Origin of the sequence: Streptomyces sp. NBC_01003 (assembly GCF_045162695.1) — a bacterium.
In the GTDB taxonomy this organism is placed as follows: Bacteria; Actinomycetota; Actinomycetes; order Streptomycetales; family Streptomycetaceae; genus Streptomyces.
Map to the genome: position 1 here is coordinate 6,699,811 of NZ_CP108707.1, position 20,190 is coordinate 6,720,000.

Consider the following 20,190-nt stretch of genomic DNA (forward strand, 5'->3'; position numbering starts at 1 on the left):
GAGGCCCGCCGATGGGGGGCGTACCGACAAAGAGGCGCCGGGCAGCCGTGCCCTGGACGCTGCTCGGCCTGTGGATCGTCGTGCTCGCGATCGCCGGGCCCTTCGCCGGCAAGCTGAGCGACGTCCAGCACGACCGGGCCGTCGACTATCTGCCGGCGAGCGCCGACTCCACGCAGGTGGCGAAGATCCAGGACGAACTGCCGGGCGGCGAGAGCACCGAACTCGTCCTCGTCTACCACCGCGACGGCGGGCTCACCGCGGCCGACCGCACCACGGCCGCCGCCCAAGTCGCCCGCATCGACCGGGGCTTCGACCTCACCGCCGTCCCGAAGGCCGTACCGTCCCGCGACGGCGCCACCCTCATGTACCCGGTAGCCAGCACCACACCGGGACACGACGAGAAGGCCCGTGACGCCTTCGTCAATGATGTGCGCGACATCGCCCACGACACCGGCGGCCTGAGCGTCGACACCGGCGGAGCAGGGGCGCTCGCCACCGACGCGAGCGAGGTCTACGGCTCGCTCGACGGCCCCCTGCTCTACACGACCGTCGCCGTCGTCGCGATCCTGCTCATCCTCATCTACCGCAGCCCCTTCCTGTGGCTCGTGCCGCTCGTCGTCGCGGGCATCGCCGACTTCCTGTCGATGGGCGTCGCCTACGGACTCCACCAGGCGTTCGGCACCACCGTCAGCGGCCAGAGCTCCGGCGTGATGACGATCCTCGTCTTCGGCGCGGGCACCGACTACGCGCTGCTCCTCGTCTCCCGCTACCGCGAGGAACTGCGCCGCATCGAGCGGCCCCACGACGCGATGCGCGCCGCCCTGCGCGGCTGCGGGCCCGCCGTCCTAGCCTCGTCGGGGACCGTCGCCGTCGGCCTGTTCTGCCTGCTCGCCGCCGACCTCAACAGCAGCCGCGGCATGGGACCGCTCGGCGCCGTGGGCGTCCTGTGCGCGCTCTTCGCCATGCTGACGCTGCTGCCCGCCGTCCTTGTCCTGCTCGGGCGGCGCGTGTTCTGGCCGCTCGTCCCTGCGTACGGCTCCACGCCCAAGGCCCGCAGGTCCCTGTTCGCGGCGATGGGCAGCTCGGCCGGGCGCAGGCCGCTGACCGTCCTCGCCTCCGGCGCCCTGCTCCTCGGGGCGCTCGCGCTCGGCGTGTTCAGCCTGCCCGGCAGCCTCAAACAGGAGGACACCTTCACCGACAAGCCGGACTCCGTCGTCGCGATGCAGACCCTCGCCGCCGCCTACCCCGAGCGCGGCACTCAGCCCATCAGCGTGATCACCCCGACGGGCCGCGCCGGCCGGACGCTCGCCACCGCGCGCGACGTGCCCGGGGTCGCCGCCGCCGAGCAGGTGCGCAGCGGACACGGCTGGACGGAGATCTCCGTCACCGCCTCCTCCCCGCCCCAGTCCACGGGCGAGACCACCACCATCGAGACCCTGCGCGACCGGCTCGACGGCAAGGGTTCGTACGTCGGCGGACCGAGCGCCCAGCAGCTCGACCTGAAGGACACCAACTCCCGTGACCGCAAGGTCGTCGTGCCGATCGTCCTGGCCGCCGTCCTGCTGATCCTCGTCGTGCTGCTGCGCAGCCTCGTCGCGCCGCTGATCCTGCTCGCCGCGGTCGTCGCCGTGTGGGGCGCCTCCCTCGGCATCGCCGGACTCGTCTTCGAGCCGCTGTTCGGCTTCCAGGGCACCGACCCCGGACTCGGCCTGCTGACCTTCGTGTTCCTCGTCGCCCTCGGCGTCGACTACGGCATCTTCCTGATGCACCGCATGCGCGAGGAGTCCCTCGCGGGCGCCGAACCGGGAGCCGCCGCGCTGACCGCGCTGCGCACCACGGGAGGGGTGATCGCGTCGGCCGGACTCGTCCTCGCCGCGACGTTCTCGGTCCTCACCAACATGCCGCTGGTGTCGCTCGTCGAGATGGGCTTCGTCATCGCGGTCGGCGTGCTCCTGGACACGTTCCTCGTCCGTACGTACCTGGTGACGTCGGCGAGCATGGCCCTCGGCCGTACGGTGTGGTGGCCCGGGCCGCTGTCCAGGAACCCGCAGCCCCTGCCACCGGCCCAGGAACCGGAACGCACCCTCGCGCCCGCACCCTGACCGCCCCGCGGACCCCACAGCGCCCCTCTCTTCCCGGAGGGGCGTCCTCCGCGCCCTCCTGACGGAAGATGAACCGGTGGACGTCAAACACATCCTGGTCCCGGGCCTCGGCCGGCGCGACGTCAGCGCCGCCCGGACCCTGCGCGAGGACGTTCTCCTGGCCGCCGCCGCGGCGGTCGCCGCCGTCGTGATCGCCCTGACGACGAGCGGCAACGGCCGTCACCCCGACGCGCTCGGCTGGGCCCTGCTCCTGGCCGCGCACGTCCCGTCGGCGTTCAGGCGGCGGGCGCCAGTGCGGGCGTTCCTCGGCCTCGTCGTCTGCGTCGCCCCGTACCACGCGCTCGACTACAACCACACCGCGCCGATGATCGTCTCCATGACCGCCCTCTACACGATCGCCGCGACAGGCCGCACCCTGCGCACCCTGTTCCTCGGCGCCGGCGTCCTCGGCATCATGCTCGGCGTCAAGTTCGCGGAGGGCATGACCGAGGGCAAGGAGGCGCTGCGGATCTCCGGCTGGATCGTCGCGTTCCTCCTGGTCGGCGTCATCGTCCGCGTCCACCGCCAGTACGTCGCCTCGGTCGTGGAGCGCGCCGAGCGGGCCGAACGGACCCGCGAGGAGGAGGCGCGGCGCCGGGTCGCGGAGGAGCGGCTGCGCGTCGCCCGCGACCTGCACGACCTGCTCGCCCACAGCATTACCCTCGTCGGAGTCCAGACGTCGGTGGCCGCCCACGTCCTGCAGGCCGACCCGGACCGCCTGGACCGCGCCGCCGTGGCCAAGGCGCTCGACGACATCGCCGAGACCTGCCGCACCGCACGCGGCGAACTGCGCGCCACCCTCGAAGTGCTGCGCGCCGGCCCCGACGACAGCCGCGGCCCGCTCCCCGGGCTCGACGGGCTGCCCGACCTCGCCGAGGCCGCCCGCACCGCCGGAGCCACCGTCGATCTGTCCGTCGAGAACATGGAGGCACCGCCCGCCGTGGGCGCCGCGGCCTACCGCATCGTCCAGGAGGCCCTCACGAACGCCGTCCGGCACGGCGGCCCCGGACTCACCGTCCGCGTCGGCATCCGCAGCCGGGGCGACGCCCTCCACCTGCGCATCGCGGACGACGGCGCACCCCCGCCCTCGCCCGACCCCGGCCCCGAACCCGACCGACCCCCGGGCTTCGGCCTGCTCGGCATGCGCGAGCGGGCCCGCAGCGTCGGCGGCACCCTCGACGCCGGGCCGCGCGCCCAGGGCGGATTCGAAGTCGCGGCGGTCCTGCCGACCGGGGGACACCCGTGACCGAGCCCCAGCCCGTGCGCGTACTCCTCGCCGATGACCAGACCCTCGTACGGGCCGCGTTCGCGATGCTCGTCGAGTCCGCGCCCGACATGGAGGTCGTCGGCCAGGCCGGCACCGGCCGCGAGGCCGTGGAACAGGCCCGCACACGCCGCGCCGACCTGATCGTCATGGACATCCGCATGCCCGACCTCGACGGCATCGAGGCGACCCGCCTGCTCGCCGCCGACGAGGACCTCGCGGGCGTCAAGGTCCTGATGCTGACGACGTACGACACCGACGAACACGTCGTCGAGGCGCTGCGGGCGGGCGCGTCCGGATTCCTCGTCAAGGACACCAAGCCCGCCGAACTCCTCGACGCCATCCGCACCGTCGCCGCCGGTGAGTCCCTGCTCTCGCCCGGTCCCACGGCCCGCCTGATCGCCCGCGTCCTGCGCGCCCCGGCCGAACCCGGTCCCGTCCCGCCCGGCCTCGCCGCACTCACCGGCCGCGAGCGCCAGGTCCTGACCCTCGTGGCGCGCGGCCTCACCAACACGGAGGCCGCCGACGTCCTCGGCCTCAGCCCTCTCACGGTGAAGACGCACGTGAGCCGCATCATGGGCAAGCTGGGTGCGCGCGACAGGGCCCAACTCGTCATCGTGGCCTACGAGTCGGGCCTCATCGAGCCGGGCGGCGCCTGAACGCGCGGCTACAGCGGCCCCGCCGCCCCGATCCAGCCCCTCCGGCGCTTGAGGAGCGGGGTCTGGGGCCACAGCCCCAGGCCACGCGGCGGAGCCGCACATCGATGCAGTCGGGAAGGGGCGGGCCGGGGGAGAGGGAACGCCCCTACAGCAACCCAGCCCCGGCCAGAAACTTCCCGACCCGCTCGACCTCGCCCGCGGACAACGGAATCTGCGGAGCAGCCGTCACCGGGCAGTCGATCACGCCCCGCAGATAAAGGGCCGCCTTGAACGCCCCGAGGGCGGACGAACTCCCGCCCATCCGCGCCGGATCCCCCACCCGCACCATCTGGAACAGCGCACACAGCCGCTCCTGCTCGATCCGCGCCCGCTCCCGGTCACCGTCCCGGCAGTACGCGTACAGCCGCGCGTACCCGGCCGGGTCGACGTTCCCGAGACCCGGCACCACCCCGTCCGCCCCCATCGCGAGCGCCGAGTCCACGGTCAGCTCCGACCCGGTCAGGACGCTGAACCCCGTGATGTCGGCGCGGGAGCGCGCCCCGATGAGGACCTCGCGGAACGCGCCCTCGTCACCGCTGGAGTCCTTCAGGCCGGCGAGCGTCCCGTCGGCGGCCAGGTCGAGCACGAGGTCCGCGCCCAGCTTGGAGTGCACCGACGCCGGGAGGTCGTAGGCGAAGACCGGCCGGCCGCAGCGCTGGGCCAGGAGCCGGAAGTGGCGGGCGATCTCTGCCGGGTGGGTGCGCGTGTAGAACGGCGCCGTCGCGACGATCCCGTCCGCGCCGGCCTCCGCCGCCGTACGGGCGTGGTCGAGGACGCGCAGCGTCGCCATGTCGATCGCCCCGGCCAGGACGGGCAGCTGGCCGGCGACATGACCGACGACGGTGTCGATGACCACTTTGCGGTGCCGGTCGGGCAGGAAGGCCGCCTCGCTCGTCGAGCCGAGCACGAAGAGCCCGTCGACACCACCCGCGACGAGGTGGTCGACAAGGCGTACGAGGGAAGCGACGTCCACCTCGTTGTCCGGGGTCAGGGGAGTGCAGACGGGCGGGACGACTCCGGCCAGCGGGGTGCGTGGTGTCATGAGACCTCCTGGACGAGTTCGTGCGTGGACTGGCCCTCGCGCACGGGATGGTGGCAGCGGAACCGGTGCCCGTCACCGCCCGCCTCGAACTCCGGCATCGCCTCCGCGCACACCGCGTCGGCCTTCCAGCACCGCGTACGGAACGGGCAGCCGCTCGGCGGATGCGTCGCCGACGGTACCGGGCCGACCAGCGGAATCGGGTCGATCGGGTCGAGCAGCCCGGGTGTCGCCGAGAACAGCGCGCGGGTGTACGGGTGCCTGGCCCGGTCGAGCACGTCCTCGGACGGCGACTCCTCCACGATCCGGCCCAGATACATCGTGATCACGCGGTCGCTCATGCGCCGCACGGTCTGGATGTCGTGCGAGACGAACACGAGGGCGAGACCGAGGCGTTCCTTCAGGTCGAGCAGCAGATTCAGGATCTGCGCCCGCACCGACACGTCGAGCGCGCTCGTCGGCTCGTCCGCCACGACCAGGGCTGGTTCGAGGGCGAGGGCACGGGCGATCGCCACGCGCTGGCGCTGCCCGCCCGACAACTGCCCGGGCAGCGCCCCGGCGAGCGCGCTCGGCAGTCCGACCAGGGACATCAGCTCCCGTACGCGCTCCTCGCGCGCGGCGGGCGTGCCACGGTGGTGGACGTCGAGGGGGTCGCGCAGGATCTGGCGGACGGTCAGGCGCCGGTTCAGGGCGGTCGACGGGTCCTGGAAGATCATGCCGACGCCTTCGCCGACGGTGGCGCGCCGCTCGCCCGGCTTCATGGTCCACAGGTCGCGGCCGTCCACGACGACTGTGCCGGACGTCGGGCGCTGCACCCCCACGAGGACCTTGGCGAGCGTCGACTTGCCGCAGCCGGACTCGCCGACCACACCGACCGTCTCGCCGGGCGCCACGGACAGGTCGGCGCCGGTGAGGGCGTACACCCGGTCGCGGGCGAACAGGCCGCCGGAGCGGGCCCGGTGCACCACGTGGGCATTCCTCAACTCGGCCACGGGATCCGTCACTTGACAACCTCGCTTCCCCGGGGAGCCGGAACCGTGGGCGGCGGGACCACCGCCGGATGGTGACAGGCCGACGCATGCCGCCGGCCGCCGAGCAGATCGGGCGCCGTCGTCCGGCACACCTCGCTCACCATCGGGCACCGGTCGGCGAACCGGCAGCCCGCCGGGAAGTCGGCCGGCGACGGCACGACGCCCCGGATCTGCGTCAGCCGGTCCGCCGCCGTCTCCAGCGAGAGGACCGAGCCGAGCAGGCCGCGCGTGTAGTGGTGGGTGGGCGCCTCGACGAGGTCCGCCGTCACGCCCGTCTCCACGATCTGCCCGCCGTACATCACGACCACCCGGTCCGTGACGTCGGCGACGAGCGCCAGGTCGTGCGAGACGAGGATCAGCGCGAAGCCCAGCTCCTCGCGCAGCCGCAGCAGCAGCTCGATGACCTGCGCCTGCACGGTCACGTCGAGCGCGGTCGTCGGCTCGTCGGCGACGATCAGCTTCGGGCTGCGGGACAGGGCCATCGCGATCAGGACGCGCTGGCGTTGGCCGCCCGACAGCTCGTGCGGGTAGCTGCGCAGGGTCCGCTCGGGGTCGAGGCCGACGAGGGAGAGCAGCTCGGCCGGGGTGCGCCGGCCGCCGCGGCGCACGACCTGCTTGAGCTGGGAGCGCACGGTCATCGCCGGGTTCAGCGAGGACAGGGCGTCCTGGTAGATCATCGCCATGTCGTGGCCGAGGAGGCGGCGCCTGGCCCCCATCGAGCGGCCGATCAGTTCCTGGCCGTCGAAGGTGACCCGGCCGCGGATCCGCGCGCCCTTGGGTTCGAGCCCCATCACGGTCAGCGCGGTCAGCGACTTGCCGCACCCCGACTCGCCGACCAGGCCGAGCACTTCACCGGGGCGTACGTCGAAGGTGATGCCGTCGACGATGTCCACGCCGCCGTGCCGCGCGTCGAAGCCGATGGCGAGATCGGTGACCTGGAGGACTGGGTCGCCCTCGGGCAGCGGCCGGGCGCGGGACCTCAGCCGGGCGGCGGCCTCGGTGAGTCCGGGCAGTTCGGGGACGGTGCCGCTGCCGGGCTTCGGCGCTTCGAGGCGGTCCGCCTCCGCGCCGGACACGTCCCGCGCGGCGGGCGCGGCCCACGCGTCGGACACGCCCTCGGACAGGATGTTGAGCGCCAGCACGGTGAGCAGCATCAGCAGGCCGGGGAAGACGGTCGCCCACCAGCCCCCGATCAGGACCATGTTCTTGCCGTCCGCGATGACACTGCCCCACGACGGGTCGGGCGGCCGGACCCCCGCCCCGATGAACGACAGCGACGCCTCGAAGACGATGGCCTCCGCGACCTGCACCGTGCAGAACACCAGCACAGGCGCAGCGCAGTTGACCGCGACGTGCCGCAGCACGATGTGCGGCGTCCGCGCCCCGATCACCCGCTCCGCCGTCACATAGTCCTCGCCGTACTGGTCGAGCACGTTGGCCCGTACGACCCGGGCGACCGGCGGAGTGAACAGGAACGCGATCGCGCAGATCAGTACGGGGATACCGCCGCCGAACACGGCGACGAGGACCGCCGCCAGAGCGATCCCGGGGAACGCCATCACGACATCGAGGCAGCGCATCAGCGTCTCGTCGACCGCCTTGCGCGACGTCGCCGCGATCGCGCCGAGCACCGCGCCCACCACGAGCGCGAGCAGCGTCGCGCCGAGCCCGATGGCGAGCGACCAGCGCGCCCCGTACATCAGCCGGCTGAGGATGTCGCGGCCCAGGCTGTCCTGGCCCATCCAGTGACCGCCCGACGGGTGCCCGGTGCCGTCGGTCTGCGACTGCTGGTCGAGCGGGTCATGGGGTGCGAGCAGCGGTGCGAACAGCGCCATGAGGACGACGACGGCGACGACGGCGACCGCGATCCGGGACAGGACGGGCAGCCGGCGCAGGGACCGCAGCCGGATGCCCGGCCGGGACAGCGCCTCGGCGAGCGCTTTACGGGAGGTGACCATCTAGCTCTGCGCCCCCCTGAGCCGCGGGTTGACCATCAGATACAGGATGTCGATGGCGAGGTTGACGACGACGAACCCGACGGCCGTCGTCAGGACGACGCCCTGGACGACCGCCGGGTCACCGTTCTTCACCGCGTCGATCATCAGCTTCCCCATCCCCGGCAGGGAGAAGATCGTCTCCGTGACGACCGCCCCGCCCAGCAGATACCCGACCCGCAGTCCGAGCACGGTCAGCGGATTGATCAGGGCGTTGCGCAGCACGTTGCGCCCCACCACGACGACCGGCGGAAGACCGCTGCCGATCGCCGTACGGACGTAGTCCTTGTCCAGCTCCTCGACCACCGCCGTACGCACGATGCGCGTCAGCTGCGCCGCGACCGGCAGGGACAGCGACAGCGCCGGGAGTGTCATGCACTTGAGCCAGCCGGTGAAGGAGTCCGCCGGGTTGATGTAGCCGCCGGTCGGGAACCAGCCCTGCCCGACCGCCAGATACTGGATCATCAGCAGCGCCAGCCAGAACCCGGGCGCCGCCACCCCCGTCAGCGACACGACACGGATGACCTGGTCGAGGAGCCGGTCGCGGTGGATGGCCGCCGTGACGCCGAGCACCAGGGACACGACGACCGCGACCGCGAGGCCGAGGAACGTCAGTTGGAGGGTCAGCGGCAGCGCGGTGGTCACCTGGTCGACCACCGGCTGCCGGGTCAGGGCGCTGACGCCCATGTCGCCCCGGACGAGATCGCCCACGAAGTGGAAGTAGCGCACGGGCAGCGGATCGAGCAGCCCGTTGCGCTCCCGGAAGTCGTGCAGCTGCTGAGGCGTCGGATTGGCGCCCTGGAAGAACGCCGACGCCGGATCGCTGTCCGAGAACCGCATCACGAGAAACACGAACAGGACGATGCCGAGCAGCAGCGGCACGAGCAGGACCAGGCGGCGGGCCAGAATTCTGGCGATCACGACCACGGGCACGAACTCCCTTGCGAGAAAGCCGCGTTACGCGGGCTTGGCCTTGAGCACGTTGATCCCGGGATAGGGCTGCGCCTGCACGCCGGTGATCTTCTTCGGGTCCCAGGCCGTCATCAGCTCGTTGTGCACGACCGGGTAGAGCACGGCCTGCTCGGCGACGATGTCGATGTACTCCTGGATCATCGTCTTCTTCTTCGCCGGGTTCGGCTCGCGCGTGGCCTGGTCCATCAGCTTGAAGAGGTTCTTGGCGTCGGAGCTGCCCGCCCAGCGCGCGTAGCCCATCCACAGGTTCGAGGGGCCGTAGTTGTAGTGCATGATCAGGTCCGCGTCGAGCCCGAACTGGTTGGGGTTCGAGGCGGCCGCCACGATCTGGTAGTCCTTCTTCTGGTCCATCTTCGTGAAGACGGCCGTGGTCTCCTGCGGGTCGAGCGTCGTCTTCACGCCGATCGCGTCCCACGACGCCTTGATCGTCGGCAGACAGTCCATGATCCACGACACGTTGACGGACATCAGGGAGATCGAGAGCCCGCTCACCCCGGCGTCCTTGAGGAGCTTCTTCGCCTTCTCGGGGTCGTAGTCGTACACCGTCTTCGCCGGCCGGTGGTCGGGGTTGCCCTCGTTCAGGAACGAACTCGCGCCCTTCCCGTGCCCCTTGAGCGCCACCTCGATCATCTTCTGCTTGTCGATGGCGTAGTGCAGCGCCTGACGCACCCGCACGTCGTCGAACGGCTTGTGCGCGGTGTTGAACATCAGGAAGAGGTTGTTCATCCCGGCCCCGCCCTCGACGGTGAGGCCGCCCTTCTTCAGCTGGGCGATGTTCGCGTACGGGATGTTGTCGGCTATCTGCGCGTCCGCGCTGGCGCCGGAGATCTTCGCGACGCGGGGTGCCGCGTCCACGATGGTCAGCCAGTTCATCTTCTTGAACGAAGCCTTGAGCGGCCCGTTGTAGTCCGGATACGCCTCGAAGGTGGTGTTCGTCTTCGGCTGGTGCGAGGTCTGCCGGTACGGGCCCGAGCCCACCGCCTTGCCCTTGGTCGCGTCGTCCCACGCGCCCGGCTTCGAGAACACGTGCTTCGGCATGATCTTTGCGAGGGTCAGCCGCGCGGCCCCGTCGGGGAACGGGAACTTGAGGACGAGCTCGACGGAGTCGTCGCCCGTCTTCCTGACCTCCTTGAGCCAGCTCTCGAAGAACCCCTTGGCCAGCGACTGCGTGCCCGGGTCGAGGATCCGGTCGAAGACGAACACGACGTCGTCCGCCGTGACGGGCTTGCCGTCGTGCCACTTGGCGCCCGCGCGCAGGGTGAACTTCCAGGATGTGGTGGCCAGTTCGGCGTCCGTCGGCACCTTCGTGGCGAGCGCCGCGTACGGCTCGCGCGTGATCGGGTCGGTGTCGAGGAGACCCTCGTAGATGTGCTGGTTGCCGGCCATGGCGAAGGCCGACGCGGTCTGCGTCGGGTCCCAGCTTCCGTCGTTGCCGTACCCGATGACCGCGGTCAGCGAGGATCCGCCGCCCTTGCCGCCGCCCGTGTCGTTGGTGGACTTCGGCCCGGACGAACAGGCCGACAGGGAGGTGGAGATGGCAGCGGCCGCGCCGAGGGCGCCGGTGTACTTGAGGAAAGATCGGCGGCCGGTCGGCTCGTGGTCGCTCATGGTGCCTCCAGAGAGGGAGATGCGCGGGAGATCCAACGTCCTACGTCTTGGTAGCGACGTGACCATAAGAGCGCCGGGAGGGCCGGTCAAGAGATCGCGCAGAGAAGCCCGGAGGGAAGCTTGGAGAGCCCCGGGCGGCGGGCGGGAAGAAGTTTGGTCCCGACATGGGACGTGGGACGTCTGCTGCGCCTACGATGCGGCGCATGTCTGAGGAGCCCAGGAATCCGGCGATCCGGCACCGCCGCGTCAGCCAGCAGGTCCAGCGCGCGGTCACACAGCTCATCCTGGACAGAGGGCTGCGGCCCGGCGAACTGCTGCCCACCGAGGCCGAGCTGATGGAATCGCTCGGCGTCAGCAGGAACTCCGTACGCGAGTCCCTCAAGGCACTCCAGGCACTCGACATCGTCGAGATCAGACACGGCTACGGCACCTACGTCGGCCAGGCCTCCCTCACCCCGCTCGCCGACGGCCTCACCTTCCGTACCCTGCTGCGCCCCGCCGCCGACGCGCACGCCCTCGCCGAGATCCTCCAGGTCCGCGAGATCCTCGAGGAAGGCCTGATCCGCAGGGTCGCCGCGGCCCCGCTCCCACCGGAGATCCTCGACCGGCTCGACGACATCGTCCGGAAAATGGCCGCCGCGGGTCAGGTCGACGAGCCCTTCGCCGACCTCGACAGGGACTTCCACGAGACCCTCTACGGCTCGCTGGGCAACGAGCTGATCCCGCAGCTCCTCGGCGCGTTCTGGAACGTCTTCGACCGCGTCGCCGGCGCGCGCTCCTGGTCCAGCGACCCCGATCCCGACGTCACCGTCAGCCGCCACCGCGACATCGTCACCGCCCTGCGCGCCCAGGATGCCGTCGGCGCGCAGCGGGCCATGGCCCATCACTTCCGGGGCATCGAAGCGCGCGCGGAACAGGAGACGAGAGGCGTCGAGTGAGCGCGCTGGATATCTGTGGAGTTACGCGCACACATTCCCCCGGCTTCAAACAGCATCGAGCATCCCAGTTCCGAATAGGGTGTTCGAATTCGGCCTCGCTACATAGAGCTCAGAGGTCGTTCCCACTCTAATTGGCGCGCGTACCCGCCGGGGCGGGAAGCGTGAAATCCGACGGCGGCGGGGAGCCACCTGACGTGGGCGGAACGGTAGCCCGGGCATGCGATCGGAGGTGCGGGAAGGGCTGGGCGAATACCCGCGCGGAGGTCGGGAATTGCCTCTCGCGTCACCCCGCCGACGATTCAGCGCCACGTCCCGTGTCTGCTCGTGGAATGGGGCCGTTGTTTCGGTTGACGCCGCCGCCCGCCGGGAAACGCACGGAACGTATGGACAGGAGCCAACGCCGATGAAGCCGCCAATCGGTTCTTACGCCGTCGACATCAGCACCGGACAGGTGGGCCGGGTCATGGGGCACGAGGGTCCGTACGTACAGCTCCGGCCCTTCGGAGGCGGCCGCGAATGGGACTGTGCCCCGGACACGGTGCGAGTGGCGACGACTTCCGAGCGGCTGCGGGCGGCAACGGCCTATGCGAACGCGAGGAGCCGCGGCGAGGTCCCCTGACTCCACCTTGACTCCACCTTGGGAGGTCCCTTGACCGCACCCCTTCGTAGGTCCCCGGCCCCCACCCCTTCGGCGTAGGCGAGAATAGGCGCATGAGCCTGTTCCGCGACGACGGCATCGTGCTGCGCACCCAGAAGCTGGGCGAAGCGGACCGCATCATGCTGTTTTCTCCCGGGGGGCGACCCCCGTACCTCCAGCCGGACACCCGTGGCGGCGCGCGATGAGTCTGTTCCGCGATGACGGCATCGTGCTGCGCACCCAGAAGCTGGGCGAAGCGGACCGCATCATGCTGTTTTCTCCCGGGGGGCGACCCCCGTACCTCCAGCCGGACACCCGTGGCGGCGCGCGATGAGCCTGTTCCGCGATGACGGCGTCGTGCTGCGCACCCAGAAGCTGGGCGAAGCGGACCGCATCATCACGCTGCTCACCCGCAATCACGGGCGCGTGCGCGCCGTGGCGCGTGGTGTGCGGCGGACCAAGTCCAAGTTCGGGGCGCGGCTCGAGCCCTTCTCGCACGTCGACGTGCAGTTCTTCGCCCGGGGCAGCGAGCTGATCGGGCGCGGGCTGCCCCTGTGCACCCAGAGCGAGACCATCGCCCCCTACGGCGGCGGCATCGTCACCGACTACGCCCGCTACACCGCCGGCACCGCCATGCTGGAGACCGCGGAACGCTTCACCGACCACGAGGGCGAGCCGGCCGTCCAGCAGTACCTCCTCCTGGTCGGCGGACTGCGGACCCTCTCCAGGGGCGAGCACGAACCCCACCTCGTCCTCGACGCCTTCCTGCTGCGCTCCCTCGCCGTGAACGGCTATGCCCCGAGTTTCGGCGACTGCGCGAAGTGCGGCCTCCCGGGCCCCAACCGGTTCTTCTCCGTCGGCGCGGGCGGCTCGGTTTGCGTCGACTGCCGGGTACCGGGCAGCGTCGTACCCTCACCGCAGGCTCTCATCCTCCTCGGCGCGCTCCTGACCGGCGACTGGGAGACGGCGGACGCGTGCGAGGCACGCTTCGTCAGAGAGGGCAGCGGACTGGTGTCGGCGTATCTGCACTGGCACCTGGAGCGCGGACTGCGCTCCCTGCGTTACGTAGAGAAAAGCTAGAACTGAGCTAGGGGAGAGCCCACATGGCACGTCGCGGAATCCTCGGACGGTCCCGCCGTGAGTACAAGACGCCCGAACCGCACCCGACGGGCGCGCGGCCGCCGAAGATCCCCGGCGAGCTGGTACCGGAGCACGTCGCCATCGTCATGGACGGCAACGGCCGGTGGGCGAAGGAGCGCGGACTGCCGCGCACCGAGGGCCACAAGGTCGGCGCCGAGCGCGTCATGGACGTCCTCCAGGGCGCGATCGAGATGGGCGTCGGCGCCATCTCGCTCTACGCCTTCTCCACGGAGAACTGGAAGCGCTCACCCGACGAGGTCCGCTTCCTCATGAACTTCAACCGCGACTTCATCCGCAAGACCCGCGACCAGCTCGACGAACTGGGCGTACGGGTGCGCTGGGTGGGCCGCATGCCCAAGCTGTGGAAGTCGGTCGCCCAGGAGCTGGAGATCTCCCAGGAGCAGACCAAGGGCAACGACAAGCTGACCCTGTACTTCTGCATGAACTACGGCGGCCGCGCCGAGATCGCCGACGCCGCGCAGGCCATCGCCGAGGACGTCAAGGCGGGCCGCCTCGACCCGTCGAAGGTGAGCGAGAAGACCTTCGCGAAGTACCTCTACTACCCGGACATGCCGGACGTCGACCTGTTCCTGCGCCCCAGCGGCGAGCAGCGCACCTCCAACTACCTGCTGTGGCAGAGCGCTTACGCCGAAATGGTCTTCCAGGACGTCCTGTGGCCCGACTTCGACCGCCGCGACCTGTGGCGCGCCTGCCTCGAGTACGCCTCCCGGGACCGCCGCTTCGGCGGCGCCATCCCGAACGAGGAACAGATCGCCAACAGCTGATCAAACGGCTGTGGGGGGTACTCGGAAGTACCCCCCACAGCACGCGAGAGAAAAACGGCACGCGAGAGAAAAACGGCGCTCAGCACTCCGCGGCGGCCCGCGCGCACTCCGAGCACGTACCGAAGATCTCCACCGTGTGCGCCACGTTCACATACTCGTGCTCCGAGGCGATCGCCTCGGCCCACTTCTCCACGGCCGGCCCCTCGACCTCGACCGCCTTGCCGCACACCCGGCACACCAGGTGATGGTGGTGCTCGCCGCTGGAGCAGCGCCGGTAGACGGCCTCGCCGTCGGACGTGCGCAGGACATCGACCTCGCCCGCGTCGGCGAGGGACTGCAGGGTGCGGTAGACGGTCGTCAGACCCACCGAGTCACCCTTGTGCTTGAGGACGTCGTGGAGCTCCTGGGCACTGCGGAACTCGTCCACCTCGTCGAGCGCCGCCGCCACGGCCGCACGCTGGCGGGTCGACCTGCCTCGAACCGGGGCTCCCACTGTTGCCTCCTCGGATTTACTGCCGGCGGCCCATTGTGCCAGGCCGCGCGGTGCCCGGGTCAGACCTTGGCCCCGGCCTGACCGGGGATCCGGCCCGGAATCGCGCACTCCGCCGGGTCACCGGCCGCGCTCGCCGCGGCCCGCGCCCTGCGCCTGGCCAGCGGCGTGGCGATCACGCTGAAGACGATGAACGCCGCGATGGTCAGCAGCACGATCGTCGCGCCGGGCGGGATCTCGACGTAGTAGTTGGTGATGGTGCCGCCCAGCGTAGTGGTGACGCCGATGGCGACGGCGATCGCGAACGTCGCCGCGAAGCTCCGCGTCAGCTGCTGCGCCGCCGCCACCGGGACCACCATCAGCGCCGACACGAGGAGCAGGCCCACGACGCGCATCGCGACGGTGACGGTCGCCGCCGCGGTCACCGCGACGAGCAGGTTCAGGACGCGCACCGGCAGGCCGGTGACCCGGGCGAACTCCTCGTCCTGGCTGACCGCGAACAGCTGCCGACGCAGACCGATCGTGACCAGGGCGACGAACCCGGCGAGGACACAGATCGCCACGAGGTCGCTCTGCGAGACCGTCGACAGCGAACCGAAGAGATAGCTCTGCAGATTCGCCGTGGAGCCGCCGGGGGCGAGGTTGATCAGCATCACGCCGCCCGCCATACCCCCGTAGAAGAGCATCGCGAGCGCGATGTCGCCGCGCGTCTTCCCGTACCAACGGATCAGCTCCATGATCACCACGCCGACCACGGAGACGGCCATCGCCATCCACACGGGCGACGTGGAGAGCAGGAAGCCGAGGCCGACGCCCGTCATCGCGACATGGCCGATGCCGTCGCCCATCAGGGCCTGCCTGCGCTGGACGAGATAGATGCCTATCGCGGGGGCGGTGATGCCGACCAGGACCGCGGCGAGGAGGGCCCGCTGCATGAAGGCGGAGTCGAGGAATTCCATGTCAGCTCAGCAGTCCTGTGCGTACGGGGGTGAGATCGGAGGTGTGCGGGTGGACGTGGTCGTGGCCCGGCAGCGCGTGCTGGCCCACCGCCTCGGGCGGTGGCCCGTCGTGCAGGACACAGCCGTCGCGCAGCACGACCGCGCGGTCGATCAGCGGCTCCAGGGGACCCAGCTCGTGCAGGACGAGCAGCACGGAGGCACCGGCCGCGACCTGCGCCCGCAGCGTCTGAGCGAGGATCTCCTGGCTCGCCAGGTCGACGCCCGCCATGGGCTCGTCCATGATCAGCAGTTCGGGCTCGGAGGCCAGGGCACGCGCGATCAGCACGCGCTGGTGCTGGCCGCCGGAGAGCGCGTCCACCGAGTCCTTGGCACGGTCGGCCATCCCGACCAGGTCCAGCGCCCGGCGCACCGCCTCACGGTCGGCCTTGCGCAGCAGCCCGAACCGGGCCCGCGACAGCCGCCCCGAGGACACGACCTCGGTGACCGTGGCCGGCACACCGCCCGCGGCGGTCGTCCGCTGCGGCACGTACCCGACCCGCGCCCAGTCCCGGAACCGCCGCCGTGGCGTACCGAAGATCTCGACCTCGCCGCTGCTGACCGGCACCTGCCCGATCACCGTACGGACGGCCGTCGACTTGCCCGAACCATTGGCGCCGAGCAGGGCCACGACCTCACCGCGGCGCACCGTCAGATCGATGCCGCGCAGCACGGGACGCGAGCCGAGCTCGGCCGTCACGTTGCGCAGGGCTATGACGGGCTCGCCGGCCTTCACCGATGCGTCCATGCCGCTGTCCTCCGTGGTCACTTGGCGCCGAGCGCCGTCTGCAGGGCCTTCAGATTCGAATCCATCACCTGGATGTAGTCGTCGCCCTTGGACTTGTCCGTGATGCCCTCGAGCGGGTCGAGCACATCGGTCTTGAGATGCGCGTCGCCCGCGAGGGTCTTCGCCGTCCTGTCGCTGACGAGCGTCTCGTAGAAGATCGTGGTCACCCCGTCGGCCTTCGCCATGCTCTGGAGATCCTTCACGCGCGCCGCGCTGGGCTCGCTCTCCGGGTCGAGACCGCTGATGGCCTCCTCGGTGAGCCCGTACCGCTCGGCCAGATAGCCGAAGGCCGCATGGGTCGTGATGAACACCTTCGAGCCGGTGTTCTTCAGTCCGTCCTTGAACCGCGTGTTCAGCCCGTCGAGCTTGCCGACCAGCGCCGCGGTGTTCTTCTTGTACGCCGCCGCGTGATCCGGGTCGGCCTTCTCGAATGCCTTGCCCACACCCTCGGCGACCTCGGCGTACTTCACCGGGTCCAGCCAGATGTGCGGGTCGCTGCCGCCCTCCGAGCCGTGCTCGTGGTCGTGCTCCTCGGCGTGCCCGCCGACCTCGGTGCCGTGCTTCTCCAGATGCGTCAGGGAGGCGGCATCGACCTTGGTCCTGATCCCGGACTGCTGGATCGCGTCGTCGACGGCCGGCTGGAGGCCCTTGAGATAGAGGGCGACACCCGCGTCCTGGAGCTGCGCGGTTTGCTTGGCGCTGATCTCCAGGTCGTGCGGCTCCTGGCCGGGCTTGGTCAGATTGGTGACGGCGACGTGGTCCCCGCCGATCTGCTCCGCGAGGTACTGCATCGGATAGAACGACGCCACCACCGCGAGCTTGCCGTCACTGTTCTTGCCGTCACCCGAGGAGGCGGAGCAGGCCGACAGGGCCGTGATGCCGAGCACGGTCACGGAGGCGACGGCGGCGGTGGGTATGAGGCGTCGTACGTTCATGACACTCATTTTCAACAAATCTGGAAACGATTGTCAACAAGCTGTCGTCGCGATCACACCGAAACGGGCATCCCACCCCAGCCCGGGCTCCGGACCCCCAACCGATTTGATCCGGAGCCCCACGCCGCCGGTAACCTGAAGCATTCGCATTCGCTCTGAAGCAGCAATCGCTTCGTCGTCGTCGTAATGAAGAGAGCACCGTGGCCGCCGACAAGATCGACACCATCGTCAGCCTCAGCAAGCGCCGTGGCTTCGTCTACCCGTGCAGCGAGATCTACGGCGGCCAGCGTGCCGCCTGGGACTACGGGCCGCTGGGCGTCGAGCTGAAGGAAAACCTCAAGCGCCAGTGGTGGCGCTACATGGTCACTTCGCGCGAGGACGTCGTCGGTATCGACTCGTCCGTGATCCTGGCGACCGAGGTCTGGCAGGCCTCCGGTCACGTCGCCACGTTCACCGACCCGCTCACCGAGTGCACCTCCTGCCACAAGCGGTACCGCGCGGACCACCTGGAGGAGGCGTACGAGGCCAAGCACGGCAAGCTGCCGGAGAACGGCCTCACCGACCTCAACTGCCCCAACTGCGGCAACAAGGGCACCTTCACCGAGCCCAAGCAGTTCTCGGGCCTGCTCTCCACGCACCTCGGCCCCACGCAGGACAGCGGCTCCATCGCCTACCTGCGCCCCGAGACCGCCCAGGGCATCTTCACCAACTTCGCCAGCGTCCAGCAGACCTCTCGCCGCAAGCCGCCGTTCGGCATCGCCCAGATGGGCAAGAGCTTCCGCAACGAGATCACGCCCGGCAACTTCATCTTCCGCACCCGCGAGTTCGAGCAGATGGAGATGGAATTCTTCGTCAAGCCGGGCGAGGACGAGAAGTGGCAGGAGTACTGGATGGAGCAGCGCTGGAACTGGTACACCGGCCTCGGCATGCGCGAGGAGAACATGCGCTGGTTCGAGCACCCGGCGGAGAAGCTCTCCCACTACTCCAAGCGCACCGCTGACATCGAGTACCGCTTCCGCTTCGGCGGCAACGAGTGGGGCGAGCTCGAGGGCGTCGCCAACCGCACGGACTACGACCTCTCCGCGCACTCCAAGGCCTCGGGCCAGGACCTCTCCTACTTCGACCAGGAAGCCGGCGAGCGCTACACCCCGTATGTCATCGAGCCCGCCGCCGGTGTCGGCCGCTCCATGCTCGCCTTCATGCTCGACGCCTACGTCGAGGACGAGGCGCCCAACGCCAAGGGCAAGATGGAGAAGCGCACCGTCATGCGCTTCGACCACCGCCTCGCCCCGGTGAAGGTCGCGGTCCTCCCGCTCTCCCGCAACCCGGAGCTGTCCCCGAAGGCCAAGGGACTCGCCACCGCGCTGCGCCAGAACTGGAACATCGACTTCGATGACGCGGGCGCCATCGGCCGCCGCTACCGCCGCCAGGACGAGATCGGTACGCCGTACTGCGTCACCGTCGACTTCGACACCCTCGACGACAACGCCGTCACCGTCCGCGAGCGCGACACCATGAAGCAGGAGCGCGTCTCCCTGGACCAGATCGAGGGCTACCTGGCGACGCGCCTCGTCGGCTGCTGAACCCAGGCCTGAACCCCTAAGGGGTCCCGCACCACAGAAGCGGCCCAGGAGCGTGCACATCGCGCTCCTCGGCCGCTTCTGTCGTTGCCGGGCGGCCGTGGACGCCGGCGAGACACACAACGCACCACAGAAACCACCCTGTTGATATTGCTCTTGCTGCACACTCCTTGCGGAACGCGCGCCCACAGGGGCCGCGGAGGAGGCGTCATGCTGCCGAACACCACCACGAGCAAGGTCAGCCGCTGGGACCAGCACGGCCGGGAGCACACGGTGCGGGTACAGCGCTCGGGCCCGCGCCGCACCATCAGATGCGACACCTGCGGCTGGCGAAAACCGGCCCAGTTCCTGCCCTGGCTCAAGGCCGAGGAGCACCTCGCCCAGGAGCACCAGGCGACTGTGGACCCGTCGGCCCAGGCGCCGCAGTAGGGTTGAATTGACACGGGGACCGGAGATCCCTAGAGTCCTCCGAGTTGTCACCCGGCCAGTCGGCCCCGCGACAGCACCTCCGCCGCTCAAGCGGCACCCAAACAAGCAGCACGATCTCCCACCGGGAGCGAATTCGGTACGCCCGAATTCAATTCACGGTGGACTCGGTGGCCCGATTAGGAGCCGCCGGGGGAATCCGCTAAAGTCTGGGACGTCGGAACGGCCCAACAGCCGGGAAGACAAACTCCCGCTGACTGGGAATCAGGCCCGAAAGGATCTGATAGAGTCGGAACCGCCGGAAAGGGAAACGCGAAAGCCGAAAGGCCGGAGCGGAAACCTGAAAGGCACCGAGGAAATCGGACACGAAAGAGTCTGATAGAGTCGGAAACGCAAGACCGAAGGGAAACTGCCCGGAGGAAAGCCTGAGAGAGTCTCTCGGGTGAGTACAAAGGAAGCGTCCGTTCCTTGAGAACTCAACAGCGTGCCAAAAGTCAACGCCAGATTGACAACCCCGGCCCACCTTTGGTGGGTTGGAGGTTCCTTTGAAAAAGTCCTCACTCCCACACCGGGGTGAGGCGCACTAGCGAGGACGCAGTGAATCGTGGGGATTATTCCTCCCGACGGTTCCGCTCTCGTGGTGTAGTCCCGATTACGGGAAAACATTCACGGAGAGTTTGATCCTGGCTCAGGACGAACGCTGGCGGCGTGCTTAACACATGCAAGTCGA

At 69.9% G+C, this 20,190-nt stretch carries 19 protein-coding genes and 1 rRNA gene (1 of these 20 only partly in view); 11 read left to right on the forward strand and 9 right to left on the reverse strand.

Annotation, left to right across the window (positions count from 1 at the left end; translation table 11 throughout):
• Positions 1-11 precede the first annotated feature (11 nt).
• The 3 genes from OG698_RS30560 (at position 12) to OG698_RS30570 (ending at position 4,064) form a co-directional block, all read left to right on the forward strand.
• Positions 12-2,102, forward strand: coding sequence for an MMPL family transporter (locus OG698_RS30560; RefSeq protein WP_406106832.1), 2,091 nt, complete (start codon positions 12-14; stop codon positions 2,100-2,102).
• A 76-nt stretch (positions 2,103-2,178) separates the two neighbouring features.
• Positions 2,179-3,387: a sensor histidine kinase gene (locus OG698_RS30565; protein WP_406106834.1), complete on the forward strand. Its 1,209-nt coding sequence runs from the start codon at positions 2,179-2,181 to the stop codon at positions 3,385-3,387.
• 65 nt (positions 3,388-3,452) lie between these two features.
• Positions 3,453-4,064, forward strand: a complete 612-nt coding sequence (locus tag OG698_RS30570; protein WP_406111377.1) for a response regulator — start codon at positions 3,453-3,455, stop codon at positions 4,062-4,064.
• A gap of 145 nt (positions 4,065-4,209) precedes the next feature.
• Here OG698_RS30570 and OG698_RS30575 read toward each other — a convergent pair whose 3' ends face one another.
• Genes OG698_RS30575 through OG698_RS30595 form a run of 5 tightly spaced genes read right to left on the reverse strand, consistent with a single transcriptional unit; the run spans position 4,210 to position 10,747 of the window.
• On the reverse strand, positions 4,210-5,145 hold the full coding sequence (locus OG698_RS30575; protein WP_406106836.1) for a dihydrodipicolinate synthase family protein: 936 nt from the start codon (positions 5,143-5,145) through the stop codon (positions 4,210-4,212).
• Positions 5,142-6,146, reverse strand: a complete 1,005-nt coding sequence (locus tag OG698_RS30580; RefSeq protein ID WP_406106838.1) for an oligopeptide/dipeptide ABC transporter ATP-binding protein — start codon at positions 6,144-6,146, stop codon at positions 5,142-5,144. Before OG698_RS30580 ends, OG698_RS30575 begins: the two co-directional genes overlap by 4 nt.
• Positions 6,143-8,131 carry a dipeptide/oligopeptide/nickel ABC transporter permease/ATP-binding protein gene (locus OG698_RS30585; RefSeq protein ID WP_406106839.1) on the reverse strand — a complete coding sequence of 663 codons (1,989 nt, stop codon included), beginning with the start codon at positions 8,129-8,131 and terminating at the stop codon, positions 6,143-6,145. The genes OG698_RS30580 and OG698_RS30585 overlap by 4 nt, the downstream gene beginning before the upstream one ends.
• Positions 8,132-9,094 carry an ABC transporter permease gene (locus OG698_RS30590; RefSeq protein WP_326778679.1) on the reverse strand — a complete coding sequence of 321 codons (963 nt, stop codon included), beginning with the start codon at positions 9,092-9,094 and terminating at the stop codon, positions 8,132-8,134. It abuts the gene before it with no gap.
• A 30-nt stretch (positions 9,095-9,124) separates the two neighbouring features.
• On the reverse strand, positions 9,125-10,747 hold the full coding sequence (locus tag OG698_RS30595; protein WP_406106840.1) for an ABC transporter substrate-binding protein: 1,623 nt from the start codon (positions 10,745-10,747) through the stop codon (positions 9,125-9,127).
• A 194-nt stretch (positions 10,748-10,941) separates the two neighbouring features.
• Between OG698_RS30595 and OG698_RS30600 the strand changes: the two genes are divergently transcribed.
• The 5 genes from OG698_RS30600 to OG698_RS30620 all read left to right on the forward strand — a co-directional run bounded on the left by OG698_RS30600 (position 10,942) and on the right by OG698_RS30620 (position 14,247).
• The gene (locus OG698_RS30600; protein WP_100594281.1) at positions 10,942-11,685 is read left to right on the forward strand and encodes a FadR/GntR family transcriptional regulator; all 744 of its coding nucleotides are present in this window, start codon (positions 10,942-10,944) and stop codon (positions 11,683-11,685) included.
• A gap of 403 nt (positions 11,686-12,088) precedes the next feature.
• Positions 12,089-12,304: a hypothetical protein gene (locus OG698_RS30605; RefSeq protein ID WP_100594282.1), complete on the forward strand. Its 216-nt coding sequence runs from the start codon at positions 12,089-12,091 to the stop codon at positions 12,302-12,304.
• A 92-nt stretch (positions 12,305-12,396) separates the two neighbouring features.
• Positions 12,397-12,528 (forward strand): hypothetical protein, encoded by a 132-nt coding sequence (locus OG698_RS30610; protein WP_406111758.1) that lies wholly within the window; start codon positions 12,397-12,399, stop codon positions 12,526-12,528.
• Positions 12,529-12,652: 124 nt separating this feature from the next.
• Positions 12,653-13,402, forward strand: coding sequence for a DNA repair protein RecO (gene recO, locus OG698_RS30615; protein ID WP_406106842.1), 750 nt, complete (start codon positions 12,653-12,655; stop codon positions 13,400-13,402).
• Positions 13,403-13,425: 23 nt separating this feature from the next.
• On the forward strand, positions 13,426-14,247 hold the full coding sequence (locus tag OG698_RS30620; protein WP_100594284.1) for an isoprenyl transferase: 822 nt from the start codon (positions 13,426-13,428) through the stop codon (positions 14,245-14,247).
• A 79-nt stretch (positions 14,248-14,326) separates the two neighbouring features.
• On the opposite strand, the gene OG698_RS30625 is transcribed toward OG698_RS30620, so the two are convergent.
• The 4 genes from OG698_RS30625 to OG698_RS30640 are packed head-to-tail and all read right to left on the reverse strand — an operon-like array spanning position 14,327 to position 17,454.
• Positions 14,327-14,782 carry a Fur family transcriptional regulator gene (locus OG698_RS30625; RefSeq protein ID WP_406111379.1) on the reverse strand — a complete coding sequence of 152 codons (456 nt, stop codon included), beginning with the start codon at positions 14,780-14,782 and terminating at the stop codon, positions 14,327-14,329.
• A 17-nt stretch (positions 14,783-14,799) separates the two neighbouring features.
• On the reverse strand, positions 14,800-15,696 hold the full coding sequence (locus OG698_RS30630; protein ID WP_406106843.1) for a metal ABC transporter permease: 897 nt from the start codon (positions 15,694-15,696) through the stop codon (positions 14,800-14,802).
• A gap of 1 nt (position 15,697) precedes the next feature.
• A complete protein-coding gene (locus OG698_RS30635; protein ID WP_406106844.1) occupies positions 15,698-16,480 on the reverse strand; it encodes a metal ABC transporter ATP-binding protein in 783 nt (260 codons plus the stop codon).
• Positions 16,481-16,497: 17 nt separating this feature from the next.
• Positions 16,498-17,454, reverse strand: a complete 957-nt coding sequence (locus OG698_RS30640) for a metal ABC transporter substrate-binding protein (protein ID WP_406106845.1) — start codon at positions 17,452-17,454, stop codon at positions 16,498-16,500.
• Between the two features lie 200 nt (positions 17,455-17,654).
• Between OG698_RS30640 and OG698_RS30645 the strand changes: the two genes are divergently transcribed.
• The 3 genes from OG698_RS30645 to OG698_RS30655 all read left to right on the forward strand — a co-directional run.
• A complete protein-coding gene (locus OG698_RS30645; protein ID WP_100594288.1) occupies positions 17,655-19,037 on the forward strand; it encodes a glycine--tRNA ligase in 1,383 nt (460 codons plus the stop codon).
• A 207-nt stretch (positions 19,038-19,244) separates the two neighbouring features.
• The gene (locus OG698_RS30650; protein ID WP_326775828.1) at positions 19,245-19,463 is read left to right on the forward strand and encodes a hypothetical protein; all 219 of its coding nucleotides are present in this window, start codon (positions 19,245-19,247) and stop codon (positions 19,461-19,463) included.
• Positions 19,464-20,125: 662 nt separating this feature from the next.
• A 16S ribosomal RNA gene (locus OG698_RS30655) occupies positions 20,126-20,190 on the forward strand (it continues 1,463 nt past the right edge of the window).